At 45.4% G+C, this 16,010-nt stretch carries 15 protein-coding genes and 1 riboswitch; of the genes, 10 read left to right on the top strand and 5 right to left on the bottom strand.

From position 1 onward, the window contains the following. Nucleotides 1-11: 11 nt before the first annotated feature. Entirely contained in the window at nt 12-1,103 is a 1,092-nt protein-coding gene (locus ACFPFU_RS15265; protein ID WP_377065640.1) for a glycosyltransferase, read from the bottom strand. A gap of 92 nt (nt 1,104-1,195) precedes the next feature. On the opposite strand from ACFPFU_RS15265, the gene ruvC reads away from it, so the two are divergent. From ruvC to ACFPFU_RS15245, 4 genes are all read left to right on the top strand, one after another. Further along, complete coding sequence (gene ruvC / locus ACFPFU_RS15260; RefSeq protein ID WP_377065639.1) at nt 1,196-1,771, top strand: crossover junction endodeoxyribonuclease RuvC; 576 nt, start codon at nt 1,196-1,198, stop codon at nt 1,769-1,771. A gap of 91 nt (nt 1,772-1,862) precedes the next feature. Beyond that, complete coding sequence (locus tag ACFPFU_RS15255; RefSeq protein WP_377065638.1) at nt 1,863-2,285, top strand: nucleotidyltransferase substrate binding protein; 423 nt, start codon at nt 1,863-1,865, stop codon at nt 2,283-2,285. A gap of 126 nt (nt 2,286-2,411) precedes the next feature. Further along, nucleotides 2,412-3,686, top strand: a complete 1,275-nt coding sequence (locus ACFPFU_RS15250) for an LVIVD repeat-containing protein (RefSeq protein ID WP_377065637.1) — start codon at nt 2,412-2,414, stop codon at nt 3,684-3,686. 5 nt (nt 3,687-3,691) lie between these two features. Then, complete coding sequence (locus ACFPFU_RS15245; protein WP_377065636.1) at nt 3,692-4,300, top strand: hypothetical protein; 609 nt, start codon at nt 3,692-3,694, stop codon at nt 4,298-4,300. On the opposite strand, the gene ACFPFU_RS15240 is transcribed toward ACFPFU_RS15245, so the two are convergent. From ACFPFU_RS15240 to ACFPFU_RS15230, 3 genes are read right to left on the bottom strand one after another with little or no spacing between them, the layout of a single operon-like run. Then, nucleotides 4,289-5,020 (bottom strand): Dph6-related ATP pyrophosphatase, encoded by a 732-nt coding sequence (locus tag ACFPFU_RS15240; protein ID WP_377065635.1) that lies wholly within the window; start codon nt 5,018-5,020, stop codon nt 4,289-4,291. The two genes, ACFPFU_RS15245 and ACFPFU_RS15240, sit on opposite strands and share 12 nt — an antisense overlap. A gap of 26 nt (nt 5,021-5,046) precedes the next feature. Then, nucleotides 5,047-6,096, bottom strand: a complete 1,050-nt coding sequence (locus ACFPFU_RS15235) for a YncE family protein (RefSeq protein ID WP_377065634.1) — start codon at nt 6,094-6,096, stop codon at nt 5,047-5,049. Then, the gene (locus ACFPFU_RS15230) at nt 6,093-7,964 is read right to left on the bottom strand and encodes a TonB-dependent receptor (protein ID WP_377065633.1); all 1,872 of its coding nucleotides are present in this window, start codon (nt 7,962-7,964) and stop codon (nt 6,093-6,095) included. Before ACFPFU_RS15230 ends, ACFPFU_RS15235 begins: the two co-directional genes overlap by 4 nt. 163 nt (nt 7,965-8,127) lie before the next feature. Next, nucleotides 8,128-8,345: riboswitch (cobalamin riboswitch) on the bottom strand. Nucleotides 8,346-8,441: 96 nt separating this feature from the next. Here ACFPFU_RS15230 and ACFPFU_RS15225 point away from each other — a divergent pair. The 5 genes from ACFPFU_RS15225 (at nt 8,442) to ACFPFU_RS15205 (ending at nt 14,534) form a co-directional block, all read left to right on the top strand. After that, nucleotides 8,442-9,596, top strand: coding sequence for an ABC transporter substrate-binding protein (locus ACFPFU_RS15225; protein ID WP_377065632.1), 1,155 nt, complete (start codon nt 8,442-8,444; stop codon nt 9,594-9,596). Further along, nucleotides 9,586-10,620 carry an iron chelate uptake ABC transporter family permease subunit gene (locus ACFPFU_RS15220; RefSeq protein ID WP_377065631.1) on the top strand — a complete coding sequence of 345 codons (1,035 nt, stop codon included), beginning with the start codon at nt 9,586-9,588 and terminating at the stop codon, nt 10,618-10,620. The genes ACFPFU_RS15225 and ACFPFU_RS15220 overlap by 11 nt, the downstream gene beginning before the upstream one ends. 98 nt (nt 10,621-10,718) lie before the next feature. Continuing rightward, nucleotides 10,719-11,714 (top strand): ABC transporter ATP-binding protein, encoded by a 996-nt coding sequence (locus ACFPFU_RS15215; protein ID WP_377065630.1) that lies wholly within the window; start codon nt 10,719-10,721, stop codon nt 11,712-11,714. Nucleotides 11,715-11,915: 201 nt separating this feature from the next. Next, entirely contained in the window at nt 11,916-13,439 is a 1,524-nt protein-coding gene (locus ACFPFU_RS15210) for a LuxR C-terminal-related transcriptional regulator (RefSeq protein ID WP_377065629.1), read from the top strand. Between the two features lie 114 nt (nt 13,440-13,553). Beyond that, nucleotides 13,554-14,534 carry a c-type cytochrome gene (locus ACFPFU_RS15205; RefSeq protein ID WP_377065628.1) on the top strand — a complete coding sequence of 327 codons (981 nt, stop codon included), beginning with the start codon at nt 13,554-13,556 and terminating at the stop codon, nt 14,532-14,534. A gap of 44 nt (nt 14,535-14,578) precedes the next feature. On the opposite strand, the gene ACFPFU_RS15200 is transcribed toward ACFPFU_RS15205, so the two are convergent. Continuing rightward, on the bottom strand, nt 14,579-15,367 hold the full coding sequence (locus ACFPFU_RS15200) for an SDR family oxidoreductase (RefSeq protein ID WP_377065627.1): 789 nt from the start codon (nt 15,365-15,367) through the stop codon (nt 14,579-14,581). 136 nt (nt 15,368-15,503) lie between these two features. Here ACFPFU_RS15200 and ACFPFU_RS15195 point away from each other — a divergent pair, with 136 nt between their 5' ends. After that, a complete protein-coding gene (locus ACFPFU_RS15195) occupies nt 15,504-15,938 on the top strand; it encodes a MarR family winged helix-turn-helix transcriptional regulator (RefSeq protein ID WP_377065626.1) in 435 nt (144 codons plus the stop codon). The last annotated feature ends 72 nt before the right edge of the window (nt 15,939-16,010 follow it).

Here is a 16,010-nt window from a genome sequence, read left to right as displayed (position 1 = left end):
GAAAAACAAAATTAATGTTTTGACTTGTTTTTTCGGCCTTTCCATTTGAATTTTCCGAAAATTGCCAGAATACCCGCTAAAATCACCATGACGGGCTGAATGAAACCCGCTGCCACATAATTTCCTGTTTTTTGCTTTATCCCATAATACGCCAGGATTCTTCCGAGAACCCGCTTTTCTCCTCCTGTCTTTCCGATCCAATACAATAAAAAGAACAGGAGGAGAAAGGGGCCTTCAAAAAGCAATACCGCCGTACCTAGATGAAAAACACTGTATAAAAACAAGATGGCTGCTGAAAATGCATGGCTGTGAGACCGGTGTAACCGCCACTTGCTGGCCCATCTGGCACGTTGGTTGATCCAGGCCATGGGATCATTCCACGCGAAAGTGCGCACCAGGGCATCGGCACCCTTTTGATAAACAGCCGCTTCTTTCCCGTAACGTGTATATATTTTTTTTAACAAAAATTCATCGTCTCCTGAAAGGTGGTGTTCATTCCCCTTGTAGCCCCCCACTTCAAAGAAAGCATCTTTTCTGAAGGCCATATTTGCCCCACTGCACATCAGGGGCTTTTGAAGGTCAAAGGAGGCTCCGGTTACCAATAATATACTGGCCCATTCAATCTGCTCAAAAGCACCGAAGAGACCCCGTCCCTCAATAGAAATTACAGGACCTGCCACCAGTTTCACCGAAGCCTTGTCAAATGAAGCCAGTAAAATGCGGGGCCATTCAGGTGGAAAGACAACGTCTGCGTCGGTAGTCACAATGATCCCCCCCCTGCTTGATGAAATACCCGTGTGCAATGCTGCTTTCTTACCCTCTCCCCTACTTTTAATGCATTTCCATTTGGCCAGTTTGTTACGGTTTATGTAAGCTGTGCACCATTCAAAAGAACCATCTGTGCTCTCATCATCCACCAGGATAACCTCCCCCTCCAAAGCCTTCTCCCTGATTTCGTCCAAAAGCCTGGGTAAATGCCCCAGTTCATCTCTGAAGGGAACAACCAGGGAAAAATTTCTGTCCCCGGCGATTCCCGACGGCCTGTGGCTAAAGCGTTTCCACCTGTAATCAAGAAGGAATAAAAGCAATACATACGACCCCAATACAAAGCTGTATAAGAGAGGGAGACCCCACGAAAAATACAAAAGTATAAAATGCAATCCGTGCATAGCAGGAATTATAGTAAATTGCGGCAATGGGTAAAGAAGCGAAAATAAACACAAAAGAAAAAATCATTTTGGGCATTGACCCCGGCACCAATATCATGGGATATGGACTTATCCTGGTGAAGGGAAACATGTTCCAAATCCTTCAATATGGCGTGATACACCTTAAAAAATACAGCGACCATGCACTGAAACTAAAAAAAATATATGAAAGGGTAAGCCACATTATTGAAGAATTCGGCCCGGACGCGGTGGCTTTGGAAGCTCCCTTTTATGGACAAAATGTACAGTCTATGTTGAAACTGGGAAGGGCTCAGGGAGTGGCCATGGCGGCGGCATTGGCCAGGGAAATCCCCATTACGGAATACTCTCCAAAAAAGGTAAAACAGTCCGTCACAGGAAACGGCAACGCCTCCAAGGAGCAGGTGGCCGAAATGCTGAAAACCCTTTTGACCTTAAAGGAAATCCCCAAATTATTGGACGCCACCGATGCGTTGGCGGTGGCAGTCTGTCATCACTTTCACGAAGGCAGGTTACAGTCCAGCGGAAGAAAAGAAGGCTGGAAATCCTTCCTGGCCGAAAACCCGGACAGAATAAAAAAATAATCCTGTTTGGGAGGTATTTTTTAACTGTTTAAATACCTATATTGGGTTATACCCTTGTAACATAACACGCAACCTCAAAACCTTATAGAAGATGACAAAGCCCGAAATCAACTGCGAAAAATGTTTTGGAGATTTCAAGGAATCACTTGCGGAACTTAAGGATCTGATACAAGAAGGCAAGAGCCGCGGCATGAATGACAAACTCAAAGCCAAAATGGTACGTAGTTTTGAACTTACTCACGACCTTGCCATCAATACCATTGGTGAATATTTCAAAAAGCAAGGAAGACCCCCGTTTTCGGGGTCCAGGGATGCCACGGTCGAAGCTTTTAACGAAGACCTGATTGATAATGGGCAAGGGTGGCTGGACATGATCATCTTCAGGATCAAATACAATCCCCTTTATCCCGGCGATTACCTGGAAGCCCTCACTGAATCCATTCTGGTGAAATTCGTTCACCTGCTTGAAAATTTTGAGGCGCATATGGAGAGAAAATTGGAGGAAGACCTGTAAATCCCTTGAAATAAATATTTCTTTATTTTTTTATCCTCATGTAGCATTCTTACCAAATATTTCGTCAGGGTATAAAACCTTAGTCTAAACACGCAGTCAATTACCTGAAACGCAAAACCAGTTGCCATGAAAACAAAATTACTCCCCCTTTCCAGATGGACAGCATTTTTGTTTCTGCCCGTTTTAGTGGTGCTTTCTTTCACCTCCTGTGAAGATGAAGTGGAAACCACCTACACGTACCGCACTCAGGTTCCCTTATTTTTGGAGGTCAATACCTTTAGGGAAGCAGACATACTCATTGAGCCAGGCAAGCCACTGGACAATCCGGGAAAAATTTACATCTATGGCGATTATCTTCTTATCAGTGAACCCGACAAAGGCATCCATATATTGGACAACACCAACCCCGCTACTCCTAAAAACATCAATTTCATCAATATACCAGGTACAATGGATCTGGCCATCAACTCCAACGTGCTGTATGCAGACAATTATGTGGACCTTCTGGCTTTTGATATCACCAACCCAAAAGACATCAAATTGCTCAAGCGGGAAGAAGATGTGTTCCCCAATCTATACTCCAACGAGGAGACTGGGACCATCGTGGTCTATAAAGACACGTTGATTACCTCCACACAGGCCAACATGCATTTAGGACACTGGGGGAGACCTGCCACGAGGCTGGATTTTTTTGCAAATGCCTCCGGAATGGAATCAAGAGCCGTGTCACAAAACTACGGACAGGGCGGGTCTATGGCAAGATTTACCCTTCTTGGGGGACACCTATATGCAGTAGATGATAATCATTTAAGGATCTTTAATGTCGAGTTACCGGATGATCCCAAGTTCACTTCCGAAATTTTGTTGGGCTGGGGCATTGAAACGATTTTTCCTTTTAAAGACAAATTATTTATCGGCTCCATGACCGGCATGCACATCTATGACGCCTCCACTCCCTCCGATCCTAAAAAAATGGCAGAATATCAGCACATAACGGCATGTGATCCGGTGGTCGTCAACGATGAATATGCATTTGTCACGCTGAGATCCGGCACAGGCTGCAGGATGGGAATCGATGAACTGCATGTGCTGGACATCATCAATCCCTATCAACCCGTACTGCTCAAAAAATACCCGATGGAAAACCCGCACGGGCTGGGGCTTGCAGGCGATTATCTCTACATTGCTGAAGGAAAACATGGCCTTAAGAGTTTCAATGTCTCCAATGTATTCGCGATTGGCGACAACCTGGTAGAACATCTTAAAGACCTCCGTTCCGTGGATATCATCCCCGGCCCGAAGTCACTCATTGTCATCGGTCCCGATGGTGTCTGTCAATTTGACTACACCAATCCGGAAAAACTCAAAAAACTAAGCTGCATCAACGTGACTTTTAGATAAAAACAATGAAAGTCCCACGATTACTTTTTCTACTGTTCCTATGGCTGGCCTGTCCCCAAGTAAGTTGGGGCCAGGCGTCGCCTTTTGTGCACCATACAGAAATCGGGCTATTGATGGGAAGGGAAAATGGAAACAACAGGGCCAACTTCTCATTTCAAACATTTAATGGCGTGCATTTCAATTCCCACCATGAAATGGGCTTTGTTATTGGGCTGGACCACTACAATCCCTTAACCCTTGTGCCGTTTGGAATGGGCTGGCGGGGGATATTGACTCCCCAAAACAGTTTCTCCTTTTATACCGCCATCGATATCGGTTATAATTCCACCATGCTGGAAAAAAAAGCGGTGCATGATTGGAATGTCCATGAATGGTATGAAGGGGGACTGATGTACCACCCTGCTGTGGGATTCAGGGTCAAAAACAAAAACAGCACCCAATGGACTTTCAGCATAGGCTATAAAAGACAAATAGCCAATTACTACATGGGATCGCCCATCAATGACCCCTGGGGAGACTCTCCCGATCCCGGCAACCCCAACGATTGGAGCTATCTGCAAAGAGACAAAATCATCTTCAACAATGTGGTCTATAAAATAGGACTATTGTTTTGAGCCCTCTTCAGCTAGCTCGATTTCCGAAAACCAGAAATATTTTGCCTGCTCCTGCCCCAGACTGTCTTTAAACGTGTAAGCTCGTCTAACAGGTTCTTTGGAGACAACAGCAATGGGATTCTTGAAAATCGGACCTTCACAACAAAACGTATGAAACTCACCATTTTCGCCGCAGGGATCCACGTCTGCGGGAAGACTGCCAAGAAAATTCCGCCCGTAGATGGCCCCCAGATTTTCCTGTGGAATCTTGTCGGCATCAGCGGCACATATCACCGTAGTAAAGCCTAATCCCAAGAATTCTGAAGAGAGCCTTCCTGTATCCTTCCCCCACAAAGGAAAAATCCCCCGCATACCTTTTTGCGCCAACTTCTCTTCCCTGTACTTTTTCAAATCCTCCAGGAAAATATCGCCATAGGCCAGATGACGGATATTTTGTCCGGCAAGCCTGTCCAGATAAGCGGTCATGGCTTTCTCATAGGCCTGATTATCCCCACTGGCTGGAAGGTAAATTTTATCAAGAGGCAGGCCTATCTCATGGGATTGTTTTACGATCAGATCCTCATGAATCCCATGCATCCCCACCCGTCGGGTTTCCTCTCCAAAGACGGTGTGTAAACCGACAACCTGATAATCTGCATTTTGCAGTAAGTACCAGAGGGCAAGGGCGCTGTCCTTGCCTCCTGACCAGCTAAGAGAAACTTCTATTTTTGTTTCTGACATCCTTCTGCGTTTTTTATGGACAGACGTTATCGGAATATAAACCCTGATGGGCCCCTTCCCGCTGCAATGGTGCCCGTCAGTTCTCCTTCAGCATTTATTTTTTTTACAGAGCCATTGCCTTGCCAGCCGTTGTGTTCTCCGATGTATAAGGTTTTTTCACTTTTATGGTATCCCAAACCATAAAAATCAGCACCTGAATAAAATGCCTCATTGATTATGTCACCGCTGATCAAGGAAACTACGACGACCTTGTCGGAAGTCCCTCCCGAGGTGATCACATAAACCTCTCCGTTTTCCCCAAGGGCAAAATTGCCGTTGTATATCGTATTGGTCAACGCAGTTTCCACCGTGTTGAGTATCGAAAAGTCGTTAGGATTGATCCGGTGGAAATAAATGGCTTCATCGGTTCTGGCATATAAATAGATACCCGTTTCGTACTCGAAAAAAGAAAAAGGGGCTCCATCCACCGGTACGATCGATTCCAATTCTTCCTTTTCAGGGTCAATCACAGCGAACACTCCGGCAGCACTACAGGCCGTCAGGATTTTACCGTTGGCAACGAATAAGCCCTCCGGGCGGCTTGGTACCGAAATTTTATTGCTTACGGCCCCTCCTTCGGGACCCTCTACCACTGCCAGGAAGGAGTCCGGATTTGCCCACGCGTTATCATAAGGTCCCCAGTCACTGATAAAGAGCTTATCGCCTGCCACAGCAAGATGGCGGCAATTTTCAAGGCCGTTGCCTGAAACAGCACCCAGACTTTGGAAATCGGACGAACGCACCACCTCCACTTTCCCGGTATTGGCTACTATGTAAAAGTTTTCGGCATGTGCCACCATATCCTGAATAAGCCCAGCGAAAGGCCTGTGGTTAACCTTTTCGAAGATATCCTGTTGGACTTCCCCCGTCTGGGGATCATAATGATAAACTTCACCGTCATTGGCCCCAAAGGCGCCTTCATTGACAATCAATACACCCTTTTCGAACTCCCCCTTGGGAACGTCTACCGGATCAGTACTGCAAGAAAACGATAGGCCAATACCTATCCAGAAAATCAAAAGATTTATCCTTTTCATATTGTTATGTTTAGATTGATTTGATAATTTCTCCCCGGCATCGGTCGCAGCCGGAGTACCTGGTAGTCTTTATTGAAGATATTGTTTACCTGAAAAGCCAGTTTCCCTTCTATCTTTTTCCAAAATGCCAGCTTATAGGCCACCCCCTGATCCCACAATTGGTAGGCTTCCAATTTGCCTTGATTATCGGTGGCAATAAAACGTTTTCCCACCCGGTGGGTATTGAGGAAGATTGAAAAGTCTGTCTTTTCCAGCCAAAAACCTAGTTGCCCTTTATGCATGGGCGTATAAGGCAACTGTTTGCCCATACTGCTGTCATCTTCCGAATCCGCTGTTTTGTTAATGGCACGGGTCCAGGCGTAATTGCCCTCAAGACCGGTTTTCCAATCTCCCAGAGTAAGCTTCACCTCCATAAAAAACTCTAAGCCTTGATTATCCACATGGCGGAGATTAACCGGGCTCCAATAGCCCTCTCCGGGAAGCCAGATGATCCAATTATCCACCGACATCCTGAAATAAGAAACCCGGCTTTTCCCCTTCACGGGACCATATTGGTAAGTGTGGTCCAGACCCAATTCCCCGCTCCAGCTTTTTTCCGGCTCCAAATCCGGATTACCACCGGGAACCCAAAACCGGTCATTCAATGTCGGGACTTTAAAACTCCGGGCAAGGTTTGCGCTGAACTGGAACCGATCTTTGGGCGTCTCCCAAAAAACCCACTCCATACCCGTGCTGGGGGTCAAAGGGACCCATTCGCCATCGTACATCAGTTGCCGGAGATGGAAAGAAAAGCCAATCTGCTCCCCGGGCTTGAAATTGGTAGCCTGATAAAGTTCTATTCTCTTCTCCTGCCGTGAGTAGGCAGAAAGCGTTCCTTGAATGTGTGTGAGCCTGACACCGGTTCTGCTTTCCCAGGCCGGTCCCCATTGCCAGTCAAGATCCCCGCTTAGAAAGTACTGGTGAATAAGATTCTCTGCGTGGTTAAAAACCAGGCGGTCTTTTATCCAGCCGCCCTTAAAGTTCCATACTTTATTATGGTCAAAACGGTGAAGATCGGCCACCCAACGGATATTCTCATCTACCTGCTCGTCTTTGGTTGGGGAACCTATTACAGGCTGGATCTGCCTGTCGGTATGATTCCACCAGACTGACGTACTTAATTGGTGCTTGGCATCAAGTTTAAATGCAAAGTCCTGGACCAATCCATATTGGGAAATCCCCGCGTGTTCCTGTCTGCGAACGGGGGTATTGATGGAAGACCAGTCCTTGTAAAGAAAATCATTTTTTGCGATATTTCTGTAAACCTTGGTTCTTGAGGAAAATTCACTGCCACTGCGACGGTACTCCAGCAATTGGTTCCACTTCCCAAAACTCCCGAAATGGGAAAACACATTTGCCCGGTCTCCTTCATCAAAACCTATGGCGCTGTTCAGATGAACGGATCCACCAATGGCATCCGTACCGTATAAGGCGCCTGCACTGCCATAGTGAATGTCCACACCATCGAACCCGCCCACCGGCAAGATAGAAAAATCCGTTTGCCCGAGAGAGGGACTGTTGATCGGGAGACCGTTCCAAAAAACCGCATTGTGCCCTGCCGATGTCCCCCTCATCGTCAATGAGGCCAGCATTCCGGGACCGTATTGTCTGAGGAAAAGCCCTGTCCGCTGCTGTAAAACATCGGCCAAAGACATTCCCTGGAAAGACTGCATCTGTCCCTCGCTGATGGTTTTCACCATTTGGCCATAGGCATACTTTTTCGGCCCGGCTACCTCCACGGCTTGAAGCTCCAAGGTGTCCCCAAGCATCGGCCTCAGGCTGTCGCCAGCGGCAAACAGCTGCACTAGAATAAAAACAAAACAAACCAAAGCCTAATAGAATTAAATAACACGTTTAATTATTTAATCCAAAGCATTTGTCCGGCAATTGAATGAGTGAAATTTCATCATTGATTCTGATCCGGTTTTTTTTGATGAACCTGCCGCCAATCAATTAGAAGAAACATCATCCCAGCTTTTCACCCGAAAGCTTTGAACACGAAGAAATGTGGCAGGTCTCCTGGCTTCCCTGAGTTTGCCCGCCTTCTCATCCCATATTTCCGGGACAATGGCAAAGGTTTGACAAACTGCTTTCCCATATTAATTGGGGAAAGGGTTACAGTTGCGGGGACAGCTCCGGCTTTCTACCGGATTCCCTTTTCATCCCGAGAGCCTGGTACAGGATCGGGAACCATATTTCACTGCAAACATAACCCTAAATTCCCGTTGATAAAACGGGGAAGCCAAAATAAGTTTTTGGAAATGGCCCCGGCAATGTTTTATTTTGGTCCCTAATCCAAACCTCTGATGGGGAAATTCAGCCTATATATATTGTTTATCATTTGCCCCTTGACGGTGTTGCTGTTTTCCTGTAACATGCGGGAAAGGGAGTCGCTTCGTCATGATTTGGATCCGGTTCCCTTGGGATACGCACAAGGTTTCCGCATATTCGAGGGGGAGGGATATCATCTCGTTGAGGTAAGCCAGGCTTTCCAAAAAAAACATACTCCTTTCAGGTACCTGATTTTTGATGATTCCCCTTCAGAAAAACAGGAAGGTGCCGATGCCATAGTAAACAGTTCTTCTGAACGCATCGTGCTGACTGCCACTACCCATATACCTCATCTGGACTTACTTGGAAAAAGCAACTGTCTCATCGGGTTTCCCAATTTGGATCTTATTTCCTCTGACATCATGAGAGAAAGGATTGATGCCGGTAAAATCATGGATTTAGGAAAAGGTCCACAAGCCAATTTGGAAAAAATCGTTGAACTCCAGCCCGATTGGATGATGGTTTCCACAATGGGGGAAGACCTGACACATTTCGAAGTCCTCAAAAAAGCCGGGATACCCGTACTGATCAATGGGGAATATATGGAGCAACATCCCTTGGGTAGGGCTGAATGGATTAAATTTACCGGTCTTTTGCTCGGAAAATTCGCGGAAGCTTCCGCCATTTTCGACGAAATCGAGAAAAATTATATGGATGCACAAAACCTTACTGCTAAAATACCTTCCGACGAGAGACCTACCGTGCTTTCAGGGACGATGTACAAAGATATCTGGTACGCCCCAGGCAATGAGAGCTGGGGAAGTATTCTCCTAAAAGAAGCCGGCGGAAAATATGTCTTTGAGGAGGAAAAAGGTACAGGAAGCGTGCAATTGAGTTATGAGCATGTGCTGAGCAAGGCACTGGATGCAGATTTTTGGATAGGGGCTGCGGATTATTCTTCTCTCCGCCATATGTCGGGTACGGATAAAAGATACGCCGCGTTTCAAGCCTTTAAAAACAAAAGGGTTTATACCTATACCCAGAAAAAAGGAGCTACCGGGGGGATTCTTTATTTTGAGGAAGGCTATGTAAGACCTGATCTCATCTTATTGGATCTGGTGAAAATACTTCATCCCGAACGGGTTCCAAACCATTCGCTATATTTCTATACCTTGCTGAATGGAAGTTAGAAAACTACATACTTTATATTTTGTGATCAGTATTCTGGTTTTTCTGCTTTTATGGCTGATCAATCTAGGGATAGGATCGGTAAGCATCCCTATTGAAGAAATTGCGGGAAGATTTTTGGGGAAAGCATTCAGCAAAAGCAGTTGGGAGATCATTTTAATGGAGTACCGGTTTCCTAAATCCCTTACCGCCATGTTGGCGGGAACCGCCTTGGCCGTGAGTGGGCTACAAATGCAGACCTTTTTCAGAAACCCCCTGGCTGGCCCTTATGTACTGGGCATCAGTTCCGGAGCAGGCCTGGGAGTCGCTTTGCTTTCCATGGCAGGCTCTGCCTTCGGCTGGGTATTTTGGAAGGGGAATTTTGGGGGGTGGCCCATTACGTTGGCAGCAAGTATCGGCGCCATATCTGTGTTGCTTCTGATGAGTGTCACGGCCTGGAGAGTAAAAGACAGCATGACCCTGCTTATCCTGGGGTTGATGTTTGGCAGTGCCGCTTCTGCCATGGTTGCGGTCCTTGCATATTTCAGTGAAGCTGACGAACTTAAACTTTATACCATATGGTCTTTGGGAAGCCTGGGGGGAACCGGCTGGGAGCAACTCAATGTGCTGGCCATTTCAGTCGTTGCAGGCTTGCTGCCTGTTATCATTTGGATTAAATCCTACAACGCCATGTTGCTGGGAGAAAATTACGCCAAAAGTATGGGGATCAATTTGTTCCGTTTAAGGTGGGCTATGATCATCAGTACCGGCATCTTGGCAGGAAGTGTCACCGCATTTTGCGGGCCCATTGCCTTCATCGGCGTTGCGGTACCTCATATAGGGAAGATGTTGTTCAGGACCAGCAACCATAAGGTGCTTTTTCCGGGATCCGCCCTGATCGGTGCCATTGTATTATTGCTTTGTGACAGCGTCAGTCAGTTGCCCGGATCTGCTCAGACCCTCCCCATCAATGCCGTCACCACTTTGATCGGAGCTCCCTTGGTTATCTGGTTGATTCTTAGCAGAAACCTCAGCAAAGAATTCTGATCCCGGTTTAATAGCTGGCGTATAAAGGCAGAAGGGGGGTTAGTTTTAAGTCAATGCAACCATACAGGCCCTTTGGGTCTGACAAAAAGAAAATTTATATGTCAAAGCAGCATCCCATCCTCCAAGCTAACGATCTGGAACTAGGCTACCTAAAAGGTAACGTTCTGTTTCCTGTAGCCAGGAATCTGGCATTTGACCTGTATCCGGGACAGCTCACCTGCCTTATGGGACCCAACGGCGTAGGGAAGTCCACATTGCTTAAAGCCATCTTGGGCAGCAATCCACCCATCCGCGGAAAACTTACGCTGAATAAAAAAAATATAGCGGATTACGCTGCCGAGCATCTGGCGAAACAAATCGCCGTGGTGCTGACCGATAAAGTACAAACAGGGAATATGACCGTATATGACCTGGTTTGTCTGGGCAGAATACCCCATACCGGGTGGTGGGGAAAGCTCGCTGAAGAAGACCTTCAAGCGGTAGAAAAGGCTCTCGTTTCTACAAAAACCAAAGAGATAGAAAACAGAAAACTAAACGAACTCAGTGATGGACAGTTACAAAAAACCATGATAGCGAGGGCCCTGGCCCAAGACGGAGAAGTATTGGTTTTGGATGAGCCCACTGCTCACTTGGACCTGGTCAACCGGTTTGAAATCATGACCCTGCTCAGAGAACTTGCTCATGAAAATTCCAAAGCCATCCTGGTCGTCACCCATGACTTGGAGATTGCCGTGGAGACCGCCGATCGTCTGTGGCTGATGACCAAGGAACATTCTCTGGTCACCGGCAGTCCAGAAGGTCTTATGATAGAGGGCAAAGTCAACCTTCTGGTTTCCGACAACAAATGGCACGTCAACCCCTTAACCGGTAAAATGGAATTGAATATTCCTTTGACTTATCCCGAAATAACCGGTCCCGCCCACATCATCCCATGGATAAAGCTGGCCATCAGAAAATCCCATCCTTTGAATGATATGGACAGCGCTTCTATCATCGTTTATCGCGATCCTTTCTCTTTAAAACTAACCTACAAAAATCAGGACTATCATTTTTCCAGCATTGAAAAGTTAATGCATTTTTTAAAATATAACTGAAGCAATATTTAAATTTATAAAATAGGATTTTTTTGAATCAAAATTATTTTATATTATTGTATTACAGCTTTTTATATCTTAATCAGCCTTAAAACTGTCTAATTATATTTTGTTACAATTTAAAGAAACATTTGACTTTGGCACATGATGAATATGACTTTATATTCCAAATGCTATCTATCATTGCCTTGTGCAAAAATCATGTGGTATCTAAGCTGCTTCCTGCTGTTGTTAGACAGTAGCATCGCGCAAAATGAAATTGACAGCCTAAAAAATGAATTGGCCAAAAACGATCCCGATACCAACCGGGTGTGGGTGTACCGGGATCTGGCATACTATTACATGGAAAAGGACCTCGACACTTCACTCTTTTACAGTGAAAAGGGAGTTTCCCTTGCCAGACGACTGGGATTCAATGCAGGCATCATATGGAACCAATACCAACAGGCCCTGGCCTTTGAGTTCAAAAACCAATTTGATGAAGCCTTAGCGGTTTATTCAGAGGCCATCCGTCTCGCGCTGTCAACCCGGGATACCATTAGCCTGGCCAAACTTAAAAACGCCATTGGTGCAGCCTATTACTTTCACAGCCAGTTTGACAAATCACTGCAGCAATATCACGAGGCATTGGACATAAGTTCGTCGATCGGTTATTATGAAGGAATGGGACATGCCCTGAACAACCTGGGAATCATATTCAAACAGAGAAGGAATTTCCAAAAGGCCCTGGATGCTTATCAACGATCTTTGGAAATCAAAACACACCAGGCCGACACTGCCGGCATGATCAACTCTTATTATAATATCGGATTGTTGCATTCTTATACCAATGCATTTGAATCCAGTCTTAACGCATTCTCCGCTGCGGAACATCTTTCTGAACATATCCACAAAAAAGAGCGGGGGCTGGCGGCCATACAGATTGGAAAAGGAGTGGCGCTTTATCACTTGAACAAATATGACGAAGCCGAAAAACACCTCCAGGCCGGTATACCTTACCTTGGCAAAGATTTGATAGCAGAAAAGGCAGCCGCAAAGGCCTATCTTGGCATGTTGAAAATCAGGACGGGAAACAATGGTTCATCAGGTATGGCTGACTTGCAGGAAGCGTGGAACATGGTGGAAAACTCTGACAGGTTGGAATTGAAAAAACAGATCATCAAGGAGTTGGCCACTGCCTACGAATGGCTTGATCAGCCACAAAAAGCCGTTGAGTCCTGGAAAATATTTACCGGTATCAGTGACAGCATCAATAATGAACAAAAACAATGGGCATTTGAAGAAATGCAAGCCAGATTCGATGCTATCGAAAAGGACAAACTTATTCGTTTGCAAGCCAGGGAACTGGAAAAAGCAAAAGCTTCCTCTAAGAACAATTCTCTCTATGGTATGTTTTCAGCAGCATTTATTTTTCTTACCGGAGGGCTTTACTGGTATCGCAAAAAAAAGACCCTTCCAGGTCCTCCGGAAACGGAGACATTTCCGCATCCACCTGCTTCCTCCGGCCAATTCAACCCCATGAAAGTGAACGGAAGCCTTCTAAGCCCTTTGACCAAAAGGGAGATGGAAATCATCCAACTGGTAGAAAAAGGGCATACCAACCAGGAAATTGCCAGAAATCTTTTTGTCAGCGAAAACACCGTGAAGACCCATTTAAAGAATATCTTTTCAAAAACGGATGCCCATAACCGCACAGATCTGGTACACAAGATAAGGAACCGCTAAAACACACAGTCTTTTTTTAATTGAAATTGAAAAATCACCCAAATGGGTGATAGAAAATTGAAAGCGCAACAGGAAATTTGAAGTGTAAAATAACCTTAAAAAAATGTTCACACCATGAAAAAAGCATTTAAAATTTTGATCATTGGCGTTTCATTACTTTTCATTATGGTCATAGGCGCCGTTATCTATGTCTCCGTTGCCTTACCCAATGTAGGCCCTGCCCCATCAGACTATCAGGTAACCCCGACCCCTGAAAAAATCGAAAGGGGGAAATACCTTGCCTATCACGTGATGCAGTGTATTGACTGTCATTCACAAAGGGATTTCAGTATTTACAGTGCTCCGCCTAAACCGGGAACAGAGGCCGTAGGAGGTGAGCGTTTTGATCATTCAATGGGATTCCCCGGTGTTTTTATTTCTCCCAACATCACCCCGTTTGGGATAGGAGATTGGACGGACGGCGAACTTTTCAGACTGATTACCACTGGCGTAAAAAGGGATGGAGACCCGATTTTTCCAGTGATGCCGTATCATGGGTTTGGCCAACTGGACCCCGAAGACATCGAAGCCGTCATCGCTTATATCCGGTCATTGGAACCAGTTGCCTCCAACCACGGAAAGTCCAAGCCGGATTTTCCGATCAACCTGATCATGCGTACCATGCCTAAAAAAGCTGCTTTAACCAAAAAACCTGACCCCTCGGACCAATTAGCCTATGGAAATTACCTGGTTACCGCATCAGCATGCAGGGATTGCCATACCAAATTCGAAAAGGGTGACTATGTAGGAGCATGGCTGGCAGGAGGACGCGAATTCATCTTTCCCGATGGCAGCGTCCTGACCACACCAAATCTTACCCCTCATGAAAGCGGGCTGGCAAACTGGACAAAAGACATGTTCATACAACGCTTTAAAATGTATTCAGATCATTCCAATCTGACAAAAGTGCGGCCCGGGGAAATGCAAACCATAATGCCCTGGGCAATGTATTCAGGAATGAACGAAGAGGATTTGGGAGCCATTTTTGAATACCTCCAGAGCCTGGATCCCGTAGAAAATTACGTGGAAAAATTCAAACCAAATAGTAATAGTTAAGGTTCGTTTTACAAGAAAAGGGTCCGCCATTGGTGGACCCTTTTTTATGATACTGACCGCAAATAACCTCCGTCTATTGGGATATTGGCACCGTTGATATAAGCGGCAAACGGAGAAGCCAAAAAAGAAACCAGATACCCATATTCTTCAGGCCTCCCCAATCTTCCCGCAGGAATACGCTCATTCTTTTGTTTTAGAAGGTCATCCATCGGGACACCGGAGGATTTGGATTGGGCCTCCATGACCTCTTCTATTCTCTCCGTATCAAAGGAACCGGTTAGCACACTGTTTACCGTGATGCCAAATGGGGCCACTTCCCGTGCCAGGCATTTGGCCCAACTTATCACGGCTGTCCGAATGGTGTTGGAAAGGACAAGATCCCGAATCGGCTCCTTTACAGAAATAGACGACACATTGATGATCCTGCCGTATCCCCTTTTTTTCATTCCATCCAGTGCCAAGTGTGCCATCCGGTGATAACTTTTGAACAGGAGATCAAAAGCCGCCTGATAATCTTCCAGGTTTTTTTCCAAGACAGTGCCTGCTGCCGGCCCATTGGTATTGTTGACGAGGATATCAATCGGACGTTCAGCAAAATAGGCATCGGTTTTTTTCTTCAGTCCCTCAGTGTCATAATAGTCCACTGCCAAAAAATGATGTTCTTGTCCATCGTCTGCAGGAAGTTCAGCCAAGGCTTTTTGGAGGTTGTTTTCATTTCTGGCCATCAGCGTGACCCTGGCGCCGCAGGACGCGAGTTGCCAGGCACAAGCATATCCCAATCCTCTACTGCCCCCGCCTACCACAGCATGTAGTCCTTTTAAATTTATTTTCATTCTTAAAGATCTTTTTTCTAAAAATAACTTGCAAATAACCGCACAAAAACTTTATTTAACAAATCCTATAAATTTTATAGGGTTAATTGGAATTAAGAAAAAAATATTGCTTATATTTGTCTCACTAATAATTGGTATGACATACGAGCAATTTAGTAAATATTCCTTTTTGCTGGACAGGACAGCCAGAAAGGTAAAACAGTACGCCCAGCAAAAGTTCAAATTGAATGACTTTGATGTCACTGTAGACCAATGGCTGGTCATGAAAAATCTGGCTGAAAACGAAATACTCAGTCAAACTGAGTTGGCACAATTGGTTTTTAAAGACCATCCGACTTTGACAAGGATCATAGACATACTGTGCAAAAAGGGATATGTGGCGAGGAGTCAGCACCCTCAGGACAGGAGAAGTTTTCATCTGAGTTTGACAGATGATGGAAAAGAAAAGGTAGCCGAACTTAAACCACAGATTGCGTTGATCAGGCAAAAAGCATGGGAAAACCTGAATGAATCGGATTTCAACGAGTTCAGACGGATTCTGAATACCATATATAATAATCTTGAAGAATAATTTGTATAAAGTAAGTGATTTAGTTGTCATACTAATTATATTTGTACAAACAATCGAAATTTAATTGGTTGA

The sequence above is a fragment of the Negadavirga shengliensis genome (assembly GCF_042652345.1).
GTDB lineage: Bacteria > Bacteroidota > Bacteroidia > Cytophagales > Cyclobacteriaceae > Negadavirga > Negadavirga shengliensis.
Note: the sequence above shows the minus strand (reverse complement) of the source record. Positions and strands in the feature narration are given on the sequence as shown.